The organism is Vibrio sp. MarTm2, assembly GCF_027587055.1.
In the GTDB taxonomy this organism is placed as follows: Bacteria; Pseudomonadota; Gammaproteobacteria; order Enterobacterales; family Vibrionaceae; genus Vibrio; species Vibrio sinaloensis_D.
The window spans coordinates 80,710-95,978 of the sequence record NZ_JAPPTK010000013.1 but is presented as its reverse complement, the minus strand read 5'-3'; the positions used below and the strand labels follow the sequence as shown (position 1 = coordinate 95,978).

Annotated in this window: 14 protein-coding genes; 5 read left to right on the top strand and 9 right to left on the bottom strand. The window is 46.5% G+C overall.

What is annotated here, in order from left to right; all coding sequences use genetic code 11:
- Positions 1-471 precede the first annotated feature (471 nt).
- The 6 genes from fre to trxA all read right to left on the bottom strand — a co-directional run bounded on the left by fre (position 472) and on the right by trxA (position 6,297).
- Positions 472-1,185: an NAD(P)H-flavin reductase gene (fre, locus tag OH458_RS19160; protein WP_269979486.1), complete on the bottom strand. Its 714-nt coding sequence runs from the start codon at positions 1,183-1,185 to the stop codon at positions 472-474.
- A 14-nt stretch (positions 1,186-1,199) separates the two neighbouring features.
- The gene (locus tag OH458_RS19155) at positions 1,200-1,469 is read right to left on the bottom strand and encodes a 2Fe-2S iron-sulfur cluster-binding protein (protein WP_038139759.1); all 270 of its coding nucleotides are present in this window, start codon (positions 1,467-1,469) and stop codon (positions 1,200-1,202) included.
- Positions 1,466-3,322, bottom strand: a complete 1,857-nt coding sequence (gene ubiD / locus OH458_RS19150; protein WP_269979485.1) for a 4-hydroxy-3-polyprenylbenzoate decarboxylase — start codon at positions 3,320-3,322, stop codon at positions 1,466-1,468. Before ubiD ends, OH458_RS19155 begins: the two co-directional genes overlap by 4 nt.
- A gap of 95 nt (positions 3,323-3,417) precedes the next feature.
- Positions 3,418-4,410: a hypothetical protein gene (locus tag OH458_RS19145; protein ID WP_269979484.1), complete on the bottom strand. Its 993-nt coding sequence runs from the start codon at positions 4,408-4,410 to the stop codon at positions 3,418-3,420.
- A 108-nt stretch (positions 4,411-4,518) separates the two neighbouring features.
- A complete protein-coding gene (rho, locus tag OH458_RS19140; RefSeq protein ID WP_005475035.1) occupies positions 4,519-5,778 on the bottom strand; it encodes a transcription termination factor Rho in 1,260 nt (419 codons plus the stop codon).
- A gap of 192 nt (positions 5,779-5,970) precedes the next feature.
- Positions 5,971-6,297: a thioredoxin TrxA gene (gene trxA, locus OH458_RS19135; protein WP_038139762.1), complete on the bottom strand. Its 327-nt coding sequence runs from the start codon at positions 6,295-6,297 to the stop codon at positions 5,971-5,973.
- A gap of 111 nt (positions 6,298-6,408) precedes the next feature.
- Here trxA and rhlB point away from each other — a divergent pair, with 111 nt between their 5' ends.
- Positions 6,409-7,710: an ATP-dependent RNA helicase RhlB gene (gene rhlB, locus OH458_RS19130; RefSeq protein ID WP_269979483.1), complete on the top strand. Its 1,302-nt coding sequence runs from the start codon at positions 6,409-6,411 to the stop codon at positions 7,708-7,710.
- A gap of 6 nt (positions 7,711-7,716) precedes the next feature.
- Positions 7,717-9,207: a guanosine-5'-triphosphate,3'-diphosphate diphosphatase gene (gene gppA, locus OH458_RS19125; protein ID WP_038139763.1), complete on the top strand. Its 1,491-nt coding sequence runs from the start codon at positions 7,717-7,719 to the stop codon at positions 9,205-9,207.
- 120 nt (positions 9,208-9,327) lie between these two features.
- Here the strand turns inward: gppA and OH458_RS19120 are convergent, their stop codons facing one another.
- The 3 genes from OH458_RS19120 to recQ form a co-directional block, all read right to left on the bottom strand.
- Positions 9,328-9,999, bottom strand: a complete 672-nt coding sequence (locus OH458_RS19120) for a 7-cyano-7-deazaguanine/7-aminomethyl-7-deazaguanine transporter (protein WP_038139764.1) — start codon at positions 9,997-9,999, stop codon at positions 9,328-9,330.
- A gap of 204 nt (positions 10,000-10,203) precedes the next feature.
- Positions 10,204-10,521 carry a DUF3630 family protein gene (locus OH458_RS19115; RefSeq protein WP_039478968.1) on the bottom strand — a complete coding sequence of 106 codons (318 nt, stop codon included), beginning with the start codon at positions 10,519-10,521 and terminating at the stop codon, positions 10,204-10,206.
- On the bottom strand, positions 10,514-12,349 hold the full coding sequence (gene recQ, locus OH458_RS19110; protein ID WP_269979482.1) for an ATP-dependent DNA helicase RecQ: 1,836 nt from the start codon (positions 12,347-12,349) through the stop codon (positions 10,514-10,516). The genes OH458_RS19115 and recQ overlap by 8 nt, the downstream gene beginning before the upstream one ends.
- A 152-nt stretch (positions 12,350-12,501) precedes the next feature.
- Between recQ and rarD the strand changes: the two genes are divergently transcribed.
- The 3 genes from rarD to OH458_RS19095 all read left to right on the top strand — a co-directional run bounded on the left by rarD (position 12,502) and on the right by OH458_RS19095 (position 15,019).
- On the top strand, positions 12,502-13,416 hold the full coding sequence (gene rarD, locus OH458_RS19105) for an EamA family transporter RarD (protein ID WP_269979481.1): 915 nt from the start codon (positions 12,502-12,504) through the stop codon (positions 13,414-13,416).
- Between the two features lie 72 nt (positions 13,417-13,488).
- A complete protein-coding gene (locus OH458_RS19100; protein ID WP_269979480.1) occupies positions 13,489-14,283 on the top strand; it encodes an AraC family transcriptional regulator in 795 nt (264 codons plus the stop codon).
- 73 nt (positions 14,284-14,356) lie between these two features.
- Positions 14,357-15,019: a LysE family translocator gene (locus OH458_RS19095; protein ID WP_269979479.1), complete on the top strand. Its 663-nt coding sequence runs from the start codon at positions 14,357-14,359 to the stop codon at positions 15,017-15,019.
- Positions 15,020-15,269: the final 250 nt, after the last annotated feature.

The window sequence follows — 15,269 nt, the reverse complement described above, 5'->3', positions numbered from 1 at the left end:
TTTCACTTTTGAAAAAGTGAAACAAAACAGCTCAAGGCTGCTTCCCAATTCGAATGGTCACTTCGTTTCATTGAAACCTAATTTGATACCGAAGTATCGAATTGGATTATCATCAACGAGTGCCCACACAGATTGATAGGTTTATATTGTTAAAGAGCTTTCTTCTTTGTGACTCACATCACTTCGGAAGAGGCAGCCATTCTAGCGTTTCATTCTCAAGTGTCAAACACTTTTTTGAATTTTTTATTTCAAACTTTTCAATTCGAAATTTGCTTAGTTGGCTTTACTGATTTATCGCTGAAGCCTTGTGGCGTCTGCCGTGTCAGTGGATGCGCATTATAGGGAGTTCTTGCTCTAGCGCAACCCCTTTTTTTAAATAAATTTGGAAAAAATGACTGTTCGTTGAATTTGTATTCAAAAGCACAAAAAAAGAGAGCAAATTGCTCTCTTTTTGGTCTTATTTAACTAAGTTTAGATAAATGCATAGGCATCAGCGAACATTCGATCGCTTTGCGCACCTTTATTTTGTGTAAATTGTTCGCGCGCAGCACCAGCCATTTCAAAGCGCCCTGCTATATAGATGTCATATTCTGCGAGAGAGTCAAAATCTTGCTCTACAGCCTGCAGCACATTACCGACCTTTCCTGCCCACTCTGTTGGAGCATCTTCGACAACAGGGACAAAGTGAACATTTTCATGTTTAGCTTCAATTTGCTCTAGCTCTTCTTTTGCATACAGTTGGCAATCATCACGGCCCCCCCAATACAAATGAATTTGGTTATTCAAGCTTTGAGCCACGCAGTGGTCCAGAATTGAGCGTACGTAACTAAAACCTGTACCACCCGCAATTAAAAGAATAGGACGTTCACTTTCTTCTTGAACCCAAGCATCACCATGTGGCGCATCGATGGTAATATCACCACCGTTTGCTAGCGCGTCTTTCATTGCTTCAACAACTTCTAGAGCATACGCATTCTGCTCTGCCGCACCAATGTGCAACTCTAGCTCACCTTCATGGCGACAAGGGCTACTTGCAATCGAGAAAGGACGTTTGTCTTTTTCACCCATCACTACCATAAGGTATTGCCCCGCTTTAAATGCCACAGGCGTTTCTGGGTGAAGTAGAATTTGATAAGTATTACAAGCTAACGGCTTAATAGACTTTACTTTACATTGGATGGTCATGGTCTTCCTCTTACTTACTCCTCAAAAGTAAGTACTAAATTACTTTCGGCTACTGCCTGACAAGCAAATATCCAACCTTGTTGCTGCTCTTTCTCTGTGAGCATGGGTTCAAGATCGTAACTTACTGTTCCTTCAAGTTTACGGCACAGACAGGCTGCACACGCTCCAACCTGGCAACGATGTGGAAAGCGTATATTATTGTTGAGCGCCGCTTCCAGCACCGTTTGCCCATCTTGCGCCTCAAAACAAATTCCTTGAGGCTGCAAGCGTATTATTTTGCTCATGATATACCGAGCTTACTCCACTTAGCATCGACTTGTGCGACTAACTGTGGGTCTTTCTTAATTGGGATACCCCACTCTCGATCAACTTCCCCAGCAAATTTATTTGTCGCATCTAACCCTAGTTTAGAACAGCGTCCGTTCTCAGCTCGAATTTGTACTGTGTCTCTGGCTGGATCCATACGAGTTGTCATCGCCCAAATCACATCATTCCAATCATGGACATCGACATCTTCATCACAAAGGATGGCAAACTTACTGTCGGTGTGTTGCTCTAACCACGCCCAGACTTTTTCCATCAGCTGTCTTGACTGGCCTGGTTGGTTCTTACGCATAGAGATAATCACAAAGCGATCATTTTGTGCTGAACTTGGCAGCGCGATATCCACCACTTCTGGGTTATCGGATTTAAACCTTGCGAGCGCCTCACTATCTACTGAAACAGAAGAGATTGCATTCAGTTCTGGCGAAGTGGCGTTTTCTGCATCCCATTTAATCGTTGCGTCCATTCCCATCTTCGAACCAAGACCGACAACTGGAGATGCAAAATCGAGAGAATCAATAGGTGTATTTTCTATCATGAGTGTGTCACGCACTGGCTCCATATTGTCAGCCATAGCTTTGACCACATCGTCCCAGCAACGTGCATTAACGCTCTCATCACATACCACTACAAATTTGGTATACATAAACTGGCGTAGGAAAGACCATACCCCAAGCATTACGCGCTTAGCGTGACCTGGGTATTGCTTCTTCATGGTTACCACCGCCATTCGGTACGAGCAACCTTCTGGTGGTAGATAGAAATCTTCTATCTCAGGAAACTGCTTTTGCAAAATCGGCACGAACACTTCATTCAGCGCAACACCCAATACCGCAGGTTCATCTGGCGGGCGACCTGTGTAGGTACTGTGATAAATTGGATCTTTACGCATGGTAATGTGCGTGATGGTAAACACGTGGTGTTTTTCTTTTTCGTTGTAGTAGCCAGTATGATCGCCATAAGGCCCTTCATCCGCAAACTCGTTTGGATCGATATACCCTTCCATCACGATTTCCGCGCTTGCTGGTACTTCAAGATCGTTACTGACCGATTTGACGACTTCAGTTTTACTACCACGTAGTAAGCCGGCAAATGCATACTCAGATAATGTATCTGGTACTGGTGTTACCGCTCCTAAGATGGTCGCCGGATCTGCACCAAAAGCTACTGATATAGGGAAAGGCTTTCCTGGGTTGGTTTCCATCCAATCACGCAGATCAAGAGCTCCACCACGGTGTGCTAGCCAACGCATGATGATTTTGTTTTTACCAATCTTCTGCTGACGGTAAATACCTAGGTTCTGGCGTTTCTTATGCGGGCCACGCGTAACAGTCAAACCCCAAGTCAGTAAAGGGGCCACGTCATCTTGCCAGCAACTCATCACTGGGATTTTATCGAGGTCCACATCTTCACCCTGCCAAACCACTTCTTGGCAAGCTGCTTTGCGCAGCCTTTTAGCTGGCATATTGAGTACTTGTTTAAAGACGGGGATCTTTTCAATCGCGTCTTTAAAACCACGTGGCGGTTCTGGCTCTTTCAGGTAAGCCAACAATTTCCCCACTTCACGTAGCTCTTTAACTTCGCTACGTCCCATACCAATAGCAACGCGCTCTGGCGTGCCAAATAAGTTGGTAAGCACGGGTACGTCATAACCAATTGGGTTTTCAAACAACAAAGCAGGGCCTCCCGCTCGAAGCGTTCGGTCGCTGATCTCAGTCATTTCATAATGTGGGTCAACAGGGTGAGTAATGCGTTTCAGCTTGCCCTCTTGCTCTAAGTGGGCAATAAAGTCGCGTAGATCCTTAAAACTCATAGGCCTTCTAATGGCTGGTTAAACTACAGGCAGTATATCAAAAAGAGGGATCATCCGATCCCTCTTTTTATTGTGGTTATTTCACGATAAGTCAGCTATTTAGACAAAGCATTGAGAATGGCACTACTGCGAACCTTTTGGTTGTGGCTGGCTAACTCTTCAAGCCAGTTCGTGTATCCTTGACGAGCCAATTCCTGTGCGACAAACGGAGCATCATCTTTCAGCGCCATACGCTCAATCAAGAAGGTTTTTACCTCTTGATTCATAGGTTTTATCCGTGTGAGCTCTTTTAATGCGTGTTCTTTTAAACTCGGGTTTTGCGAAGCAAGCATGATCTGCTGTAGCGAGAAGTCATCGCCAACCTTAGCCAACCTCGTGAGTTCTTGCTGGCTGTTAAAATCTGCACGCATTAGCCACACCAGTTTATATACATCCGCATCTTCACTGACTTGCGCCAAGCGAACCATCACATCGGAAGATGGTAACCAACTTACAATGGCAGAGTCTGTGAACTGCTGGGTGAGACTTTTCACCGCCTCTGGAGACAAGCTATCTAGCTCACGGATAAGTAATGCTTCACGTGTTTGGGCCTGATATTCACTGCCAGATAGCCAATCTTGTAGAATAAGCTCCCCTCGCTCTGCTTGCAAGACAAAATCGAGAGTTGATTGATCTTGACGCCATTGCTTGAGTAAGCGGCTTGCGATGGCGGGATAGTTAAACGCAGGAACTGAAAACTCATAACCATCCCCTCGTTCTAATACTTGATAGGTAGGGACTCGTGTTTTTTGCTGCTCTACAAATAACGCCATTTTAGGGGTAAGAACGACCTGTTGCTGCTCGATTTTGTCAAGAAGCAGGTATCTAGAAACCTCTTGCTGAGGTAAAGAAAGTCGTTCGAGCGCGAAATTGAGGGAATCGATATTATCTTCAACAGCATATTGAAGTAATTGAGCGACTTTTTGATGGATTTGCTCATCTTGTAAAAGCACTTCCACACGAGCGGGGGCCATCTCCGTTGCTGAGACGGTTGGCGCTCCTAAAAGTAATGCGGATAGGAGTACCGACGACAACATTCCTTGTTGCATGTTAACCTCCTTGTAACATTTAACTCCATTGTGCGTGTTATCAGTAGATAATGCAAACAAAAACGCCACCGGCTTAGCGGTGGCGTTTGGGAATCAAATCTTCAGCGATTACTGACGACGCATTGCATCGAAAAACTCATCATTGGTCTTTGTCATCGCGAGCTTATCGATTAGGAATTCCATTGCATCGATCTCGCCCATTGGGTGAACAATCTTACGCAGAATCCACATCTTCTGTAGCTCATCGTTCTTCGTTAGAAGTTCTTCACGACGAGTGCCCGAGCGGTTGAAGTCAATTGCTGGGAAGACGCGCTTCTCTGCAATCTTACGGTTCAGGTGGATTTCCATGTTACCTGTACCTTTAAACTCTTCGTAGATAACTTCATCCATTTTAGAGCCTGTATCAACAAGCGCTGTAGCTAGGATAGTTAAGCTACCGCCTTCTTCAACATTACGTGCTGCACCGAAGAAACGCTTAGGACGGTGAAGTGCGTTTGCATCCACACCACCCGTTAGTACTTTACCTGACGAAGGCACAACAGTGTTGTATGCACGAGCAAGACGAGTGATTGAGTCAAGCAGGATAACCACGTCTTTTTTGTGTTCAACAAGACGTTTCGCTTTCTCGATTACCATCTCTGCGACTTGAACGTGACGAGACGCTGGCTCATCAAACGTTGACGCGACTACTTCACCTTTAACCAAGCGTTGCATCTCAGTTACTTCTTCCGGACGTTCGTCGATAAGAAGTACCATCAGCTCACACTCTGGGTGGTTGTAAGCGATGCTTTGAGCGATGTTCTGCAGCAACATTGTTTTACCCGCTTTTGGCGGAGCAACAATCAGACCACGTTGACCTTTACCAATTGGTGAAGCTAAGTCTAGAACACGCGCTGTGATATCTTCTGTCGAACCGTTACCACGCTCCATCACCATACGCTCATTGGCGTGCAGTGGCGTCAAGTTTTCAAATAGAATCTTGTTACGCGCGTTGTCTGGCTTATCATCATTAACTGTATTGACTTTCAGTAGCGCAAAGTAGCGTTCACCGTCTTTAGGTGGACGAATCTTACCAGCGATTGAATCACCCGTACGTAAGTTAAAACGACGGATCTGACTCGGTGACACGTAAATGTCGTCCGGACCTGCTAGGTAAGAGCTGTCTGCACTACGCAAGAAACCAAAGCCGTCTTGCAGAATTTCTAGAACCCCATCGCCGAAAATGTCTTCGCCGCTCTTAGCATGCGCTTTTAGGATTGCGAAGATAATATCTTGTTTTCTTAGACGAGCTAGGTTCTCTAGGCCTAGGCTTTCGCCAAGTTTAACAAGATCAGACACAGGTCTGTTCTTCAGTTCTGTTAGATTCATGGTGGTTGATGCTTGTTTAGTCAAAATAAGGATCTGTTATTTGGTTAAGATGGATTTGGTCACAGGATCGACCAAGAAGAGAACTTGTATAATTAACGTGCAATAAACTAGCACTAAATAGTAGCCTAGTCTAGATTTTGTTGATGTTCAAAAACAAAACCGTGCCTTAAGCACGGTCTTCTTTCACAACGCTTATAGGTTTGCGTCTAGGAACTCTTTTAGTTGAGTTTTAGACAGCGCGCCCACTTTCGTTGCTGCTACGTTACCGTCTTTAAATAGAAGCAACGTTGGAATACCACGGATACCAAATTTAGGTGGTGTACCTGCGTTTTGGTCGATATTTAGTTTACCGATAGTGAGTTTGCCTTCGTACTCATCTGCGATTTCGTCTAGGATAGGAGCGATCATCTTACAAGGACCACACCACTCCGCCCAAAAATCAACAAGAACTGGGCCTGCAGCATTGATTACATCGTTTTCAAAACCGTCATCAGTAAGCTGCAAAATCTTATCACTCATCTTCCACTCCAATGTGTTTTTCTGAACTGGTTGCATGATAACCAGTATTTAGATGCCCTATTGGAATGTATTTACTTTCGTATTGCAAGCTTAAGCTGATATTCTATAGCCATGAAAAAGACGCATATCACAGAGCAAAAGTTCGCCGATTTAGGTTTACACCCTCAAATTACTGAAGGTCTGGAGAAAAAAGGGTTCGAATTTTGTACCCCTATCCAAGCCTTGGCGTTGCCGGTACTGCTCACCGGCCAAGACATCGCAGGCCAAGCCCAAACGGGTACAGGTAAGACATTAGCCTTCCTGACTGCTACTTTTAACCACTTACTCACGACGTCTGAGCATGAAGGCCGTAAGCCGACTCAGCCACGCGCAATCATTATGGCGCCAACACGTGAGCTGGCGATTCAGATCTATAATGATGCTGAGCCACTAATCGCAAGCACAGGTATCAAAGCTGCGCTTGCTTATGGCGGTGAAAGCTATGATAAGCAGCTCGCTAAGCTTGAAGGTGGTGTTGACGTATTGATTGGTACAACGGGTCGCATCATCGATTTCTACAAGCAGCGTGTGTTTAACTTAAACCACATTCAAGCTGTCGTCCTTGATGAAGCAGACCGTATGTTCGATCTTGGCTTTATTAAAGACATCCGTTTCTTGTTCCGTCGCATGCCTGAGCCAAAAGAGCGTTTGAACATGCTGTTCTCAGCAACACTTTCTTACCGTGTTCAAGAGCTTGCTTTCGAGCACATGCACAACCCTGAGCATGTTGTGGTTGAGCCAGAAGTCAAAACTGGTCACCGCATTCAAGAAGAGTTGTTCTACCCTTCTAACGAACACAAAATGGCGCTACTGCAAACACTTATTGAAGAAGAGTGGCCAGAGCGTGCGATCATTTTTGCCAACACTAAACATAAGTGTGAGTCAGTTTGGGGCCACCTAGCTGCCGATGGTCACCGCGTTGGTCTACTGACTGGTGATGTGCCACAGAAAAAACGTGAGCGCATCCTAGAGCAATTCACTAAAGGTGATGTTGATCTACTGGTTGCAACCGACGTTGCCGCACGCGGTTTGCATATCCCGCAAGTGACGCATGTATTTAACTTCGATCTACCTGATGATTGTGAAGACTACGTGCACCGTATTGGCCGTACAGGTCGTGCTGGCGCAAGCGGTCACTCAATCAGCTTTGCGTGTGAGGATTACGCGATCAACCTCCCACCGATCGAAGAATACATTGAGCACACAATCCCAGTATCGGATTATGACCCAAGTGCCCTAATCGAAGATTTACCTGCGCCGATTCGCATGCGTTCAAACCGTCCGCAGCAGCGTCGCACCAATACAGGTGGATCTCGTTCGGGTAACCGTCGTCAAAACAATCGCTCTCGCCAGCGCCAACCAAAGGATTCTTAAGCGTCTATGAGCCAAGCCGTTTCATCTCCGCTTTACGCAGCCATCGATCTCGGGTCGAACAGTTTTCATATGCTCGTTGTGCGTCACATTGATGGCAGCGTTCAAACCATGGCCAAAATCAAACGTAAAGTTCGCCTTGCCGCAGGTTTAGACGAACATAACGCCTTGAGCCTAGAAGCCATGCAACGCGGCTGGGACTGCTTGAGCCTTTTTGCCGAACGCTTGCAAGATATCCCCACAGAGAACATTCGCATTGTCGGCACCGCCACATTGCGTACCGCGACCAACGTGGACGTTTTCTTGGAAAAAGCGAATCAAATCTTGGGTCACAAGATTGAAGTGATCAGCGGCGAAGAAGAAGCGGCCACCATCTACAAAGGGGTGGCTCATACCTCTGGAGGCAGTGGGCGTCGTTTAGTGGTAGACATTGGCGGTGCAAGCACCGAGCTGATTATTGGTGAAGGTTTTGAAGCCAAAGCACTAACAAGCTTAAAGATGGGCTGCGTGACTTGGCTTGAGCGTCACTTTAAAGATCGCCAGTTAACCGTCACAAACTTCAACAACGCGATTCTTGCCGCCAAAGAGACCTTACAACCAATCTTAGAGCAGTACCAAGAGATTGGTTGGGATGTCTGTGTTGGCGCTTCTGGCACGGTTCAAGCGCTACAAGAAATTATGCTAGCGCAAGGCATGGATGAGGTCATCACCCATGCTAAACTCAAACGCCTACAAAAACAGGCCATGCGAGCGGATCACTTAGAAGAGTTAGAGATTGAAGGGCTCACACTAGAGCGTGCTTTAGTGTTCCCAAGTGGCTTATCAATTCTGATTGCGATCTTTGAATTGCTAGAAATTGATTCGATGACACTGGCTGGCGGCGCTTTGCGTGAAGGCTTAGTGTACGAGATGGTGGATGAACTCAAGCAGGACGATATTCGCGCCCGCACCATTGCGAGCGTCCAACATCGATACCAACTTGATCAAGCGTATGGCGAGCAAGTAGCCCATCTAGCGCAGCGTTTACTCTCTCAGTGCCAACAGGATTGGATTGTCGAGGAGCAAGGGAAAGTGTTGCTCGAGACAGCGGCCAAACTGCACGAAGTCGGCTTAACAATTGACTTCAAAAAAGGTGGTGAGCACAGCGCTTACTTGCTGCAAAGCTTAGATCTGCCTGGCTACACTCGCGCTCAGAAACACTTACTGGGTGAAATTGCCCGTCGTTACCGAGAGCAACTAACCTCTCTACCTGAGCAGCACGCCGTGTCAGGTTCAAGTGCAAAACGTATTTTGCGCCTACTTCGCCTAGCCGTGCTACTAACGCATCGTCGTAACCCTGAGCTTGAGCCAAACATCAGCCTAAGCTCTGAGGGTGACAAACTCACCCTAACCATTGATGCAAAATGGCTAGACGCCAACCCACTGACCAGCGCAGAGCTTGAAATTGAAGCCAACCGCCAAAGTGATATTGGCTGGCCTCTTACTGTTATCGCTCAATAATGACCGCATATAGAGAAAAGCCCGAGTGACTGTCTCTCGGGCTTTTGTTTTTGAAATCTCTATTTAGAGTCGAGAGAACACTCTTAAGAATCCGAAGGCGTTACTTGCCCTCTCTTCCTATCACTGATTCGCACCAACCACTTTAAAGTCTGGATTGACGGCAGTGAGCTTTCTCACAAGGAAGTTCAATAGCACGCCGTACATAGGCACAAACAAACCTAAGCTGATGACCAATTTGAAGCCGTAGTCCACCAGCGCGATTTCCGTCCAGTGCTCAGCCATAAAGGGATCTGGGCTCTGATAGAAAGCAATCGCAAAAAACGCGATCGTATCTAGCGCATTGCCAAATAGTGTCGAACAGGTTGGAGCTACCCACCACTGCTTTAACTGACGCAGGCGGTTAAATACGTGCACATCAAGAATCTGACCTAATAGATAAGCCATAAAGCTTGCAATCGCGATACGAGCTACAAACAAGTTAAACTCCCCAAGATGGGAAAAACCTTGAAATTGCCCTTCGAAAAACAGTACCGACAATGCATACGACACCGCCAGTGCTGGTAGCATCACCAAGAATATAATACGACGTGCAAGCTGAGCACCGAAAACGCGCACGGTTAAATCAGTCGCTAAGAAGATAAATGGGAAGGTAAATGCGCCCCAAGTGGTGTGGAAACCAAATACCGTAAACGGTAACTGAACCAAATAGTTGCTCGATGCAATAATGATCAGGTGGAATAAAACCAATAAAAGAAGGGCTTTGCGCTGCTGCGCAGGGGTAAAGTTACTCATACGATACCTTTTTAGTTTGGTTTGGGGGTGAGGGAACCCAAATCGACACCATCTAAGCCAACAGACAATGTCTCACCAACAATGTGAATAAAAAACTTAAGCACTATCGAGTATGTGACTCATAGCGCGGCGGGCGATTATACATTAACCAATTCACGCCGCAAGCAAGAGTTATTACGCAATCGTTGGCGTATTATTTTGGCGCTAAAAGCCGCGTTGAAACAGCCTTGCGAGAAAGTCGAGTTCTTCTTTTGAATCATCAATAGCCAGCGCTTCAAACCAAACACTTTCGCTGTAATGCTCTGACTTTAAGAACAGTTGGCAGCCTTCAAAATCAATCAACCATGAGTGGATATCGGCATCCCATTGTTTCTCAATCACCGACGCTGACAGCGACTTGACCAACTTCTCCGCCAACTCAGGAAAGCTGTCAAAATCAAAACGCGGCGCCGTGATCACGATGCGTCCCTCTTGTTGCTGGTATTCAGCTAAACCAAATTCCTTTTGCGTCGAATCAACCATGATGGGTTAAGTGCTCCTGAATCAAATCTAAGAAAGGATCGGCGTATTTTTCCAACTTTCGTTGGCCCACACCGTTGACCGCCAACATTTCTCCGTAAGATGTTGGCAGAATTTCAGCCATATCAATTAACGTGGCATCACTGAACACCACATAAGGTGGTAAGCCATCTTCATCTGCAATCGCTTTACGCAATTTGCGCAATTTGGCAAACAGCTTTTTATCGTAGTTTTTGCTGACAAGTTTGTCTGATTTGGCCGCCCTTGCTGCGGTATCTAAACGAGGCACCGCTAACTCCAATGACACTTCACCACGCAATAGAGGTCGCGCTTCTGGCGTCAGTTGCAAGGTGGAATTGCGGGTGATGTTTTGAAACAGTAACCCTTTGTGGATCAGTTGACGGAATATACTCACCCAATAGTCATGGCTGTTTTCGCGACCAAGACCGTAAGTAGACAGTTTATCGTGACCGTTTTCGCGTACTCGGATATTTTGCATGCCGCGCAGCACTTCGACCACATAGCCGATACCAAAACTTTGATTCACGCGATAGACGCACGAAAGCGCTTTTTGCGCCTGCTCTGTGGCATCAAAATGTTTAGGGGGATCGAGGCAAATATCGCAGTTGCCACACGGCTGCTCGCGATACTCACCAAAATAGTTCAATAACACTTGGCGACGACAAGTTTGCGCTTCTGCAAAGGCACTCATCGCATTGAGTTTGTGCGCCTCAACCTGCTTTTGTGGGCCATCATCTTTTTCATCCAGCATACGACGCAACCAGCCGATATCCGCAGGGTCATACAGCATCATCGCTTCTGCGGGTAAGCCATCTCGCCCTGCTCGCCCCGTTTCCTGGTAGTAAGACTCGATATTACGTGGAATATCAAAGTGAACCACAAAGCGCACGTTAGGTTTGTTTATTCCCATACCGAAGGCGACGGTCGCCACAACAATTTGTAAATCGTCACGCTGGAACGCGTCTTGTACGTAGGCTCTCTCATCGGCATCCAGCCCCGCGTGATAGCTCGCTGCCCGAAGACCGTTGTTGCACAGTTTTTCGGTGACCATTTCCACTTTTTTACGGCTACCGCAGTAAATGATGCCGCATTGACCACGTTGCCCTTCAAGAAAACGCACCACCTGAGAGACAGGTTTGTGCTTTTCCACTAACGTGTAACGGATATTCGGTCGGTCAAAACTGCCCAAATAGGTGTGCGGATCACTCAGTTGCAAGCGCTGCATGATGTCTTTGCGCGTTGCATCGTCAGCGGTTGCCGTCAGCGCCATCACGGGCACATGAGAGAATGCTTGTTTCAGTTGACCTAACGATGCGTACTCTGGACGAAAATCATGTCCCCATTGGGAAATGCAGTGTGCTTCATCTACCGCAATCATCGACAACGGTAGACCTTGCAGCCTTTCAATAAAGTCACGCATTAACACTCGTTCAGGGGAAACATAGACGAGCTTAGTCACGCCGGCATTCATGCGATTGTACACCGCAATCAACTCTTCCCGTGGCATGGTGGAATTGATGCACTCCGCCGCGACACCATTCGCTTTAAGCTGATCGACTTGGTCTTTCATCAGCGAAATCAAAGGGGAGATCACCAACGTCAGGCCGCTCCGAACAAGTGCAGGAATTTGGTAGCACAGCGACTTACCGCCACCAGTTGGCATGATCACTAGGCTGTCTTGTCCTGCTACCGCAGATTCAATCACCTCTCGTTGACCATCGCGGAACGTTTGATAACCAAACACCTCCTCCAAAACACTTTGCGGAGTGAGAATAGGTTCAGATTGTTCAGCTAACAGTGTGGCAGTCATTGAATTCTCAGTTAGGGGTGATGTGCAGAAGAGCAAAGCGCTAATTGTAATTGGGATTGATGGTGAATAAAACTGCAAATTACTAGGTGATTATCAGAGTCATTCGTATACTGGATGTTTCATTTTGTAAACGAAGTGTTGGGAACCGACCGATGACACTAGAAGAACAACAAAGAGCTCGGCAAGGGGTACTGCTTGCCATCGGAGCCTACACTATGTGGGGTATCGCCCCTATCTACTTTAAAACCATCAGCGATGTCTCTCCACTTGAGATATTAAGTCACCGCGTGGTCTGGTCTTTTGTTCTGCTGGCTTTCTTACTCCATATCGGCCGTCGTTGGCGCGGGGTTCGTGACGTACTTCGCTCAAAAAAGAAGATGGCGTTTCTCATCTCGACCTCACTTTTGGTCGGGGTTAACTGGCTGATTTTTATTTGGGCAGTCAACGCCAACCATATGCTGGATGCCAGTTTAGGCTACTACATTAACCCACTAATCAATGTATTACTCGGCATGCTATTTCTTGGCGAACGACTCAGAAAGCTTCAGTGGTTTGCGGTAGTACTCGCTGCGTGTGGCGTGTTGGTTCAGCTGATAGCGTTTGGCTCAGTACCAACCGTGGCAATCGCGCTTGCCCTCAGCTTTGGCTTTTATGGCTTGCTACGTAAGAAAGTGAGCTTGGATGCGCAAACTGGATTGTTTATCGAAACTCTTATCATGTTACCTGCTGCCGCCATCTACCTAGTTTGGATTGCAGATAGCGCCACATCTGATTTGATGAGCAACCCAATGACACTCAATCTGTTACTGATTTCCGCAGGTGTCATTACAACCTTGCCACTGCTCTGCTTTACAGGCGCAGCAACACGATTGAAGCTATCAACACTGGGCTTTTTCCAATACATTGGTCCAAGTTTGATGTTTTTACTCGCCGTCTTGGTCTACGGTGAAGCCTTCACGGCAGATAAAGCCATTACCTTTGCCTTTATCTGGGGTGCCTTAGTCATCTTCAGCTTTGACGGCCTTAAAACGAATCGACAAACACGTAAAGCCGCTTTGGCCAAGTGATCGTTTTTTACAAGACATACTCAAACAGTCGCGCTAAGCTTGGTGAAATATTCGCCAAGCTTTTTTGTATTTATGGATAAGGTTCAATACCAAACAGTACCCAATCAAGAGATAGGTTTGATCGACGCAAACTACCGAACGTTTGCCTTTCAACGCCACTATCATCTTGATTTTCATATTGGCCTTATCACTCAAGGTGCGCAGAAGTTTCATTATCAAGGCAACTCATATCATGCAGGAAAGGGGCAAATCGTCTTAATGCCACCTGACGAAATGCATGATGGGCAATCCAAGCTCGACTCAGGTTACCAAGTGAAAGTCTTCTCATTGGATCCACACTGGCTTAGTGATCTTGCGGATCTAAAACGATCGTCCGACATGGTAGGATTTAACCAGTTGGTGATTAACGATACCTTTTTATTCAATACCTTAGTGGAACTACACCAGATCCTAGCAAATCCTAGCCTCAGTCAACTCGCACAAGACTGTTTACCCTATGAAGGTTTTGCTCGGTTATTTGAGCAGTATGGGGCGAAGGAGCCAAAAAGCGTCGTGCCATTGGGCAATCAATCGGTAGCGACACTCAAAGAGTACTTGATGGCGAATCTTGACCAACCCGTCAAACTGGAGCAGTTATCGAGCTTATGCCAGTTGAGCCCCACTCAATTTCAACGCCACTTCAAGGCAAAAGTGGGCTTAACTCCATACGCTTGGCTAAGTCGCTTGCGCCTCGAGCACGGCATGAAGCTTCTCAAGAGCGGAGTCTGCGGTACCGATGTCGCTCACCAAATCGGCTTTTACGATCAAGCCCACTTCAGCAAAGCATTTAAAGCCACCTACGGCGTCTCCCCTTCTCAAGTTGGCTAGTGCCAATAATTTACAATTCCTCATGCAATGAATTTGGCACACTAAGCGAAATTCCTATTAAACAGTGACTACCATGAGTGAAATCACCATCCTTGCAACGTTAGCAACCGTCCACTTCATTGCCCTTATGAGCCCAGGCCCAGATTTTGCCCTCGTCGTACAAAACGCAACACGCTATGGTCGCCAAACCGGTTTGTACATCGCACTAGGGCTATCTTGTGGCATTTTGCTCCACTCAATTTTGAGTTTAACGGGCATCAGCTACTTAGTGCATCAGCAACCGACTCTGTTTGCTTTGGTACAAATTGCCGGCGGCAGCTACCTGTTTTACTTAGGTTATGGCGCTTTAAAAGCAACTTGGGTAAGTTGGCAGCGCGAGCCCGCAAGCGCAACCCATATCGATGCTCACCAGTTGTTGCTCAGTAACAAACGCCAAGCCTTCTCTCGTGGCTTTGCGACCAACATCCTCAACCCAAAAGCGTTGGTCTTTTTTGTGAGCCTCATGTCATCACTGGTTCCTGCGACGATGTCTCTGAGTGGAAAAGGCGCTGCACTCGCCATTTTGTGGATACTCTCTTTAGCTTGGTTCTCATTTTTGGCTTGGGCGCTGTCCACCCAACGGATGCAGCGCAAGTTGCAGGCTATCACCCTATATATTGATGGATTGTGTGGCGTGATCTTTTCACTCATTGGGGCAGGTATTTTGTGGCAATCGGCAAGCAGTTTACTGATTTAGCCTCCACAACCTTGGCGAATAGTTAGTCACCAATCCTGCTTTTAGAGGCATTTTTATTCGCCGAAGAGTGAATTTGTGTGCAAAAAAACGTCATTATTGGATGTCAGTGTGAGAGGTTTGATCAACGATCACCCCGAAGCCTTGTGCGAGATCTCTTACAAGTGAGTGAGCAAAAATAGCTTTTTAGCTAAGAGTAATATCACTATAAAAACATAAACCACTGATTTAGATGACTTTGTACAAAAATAAG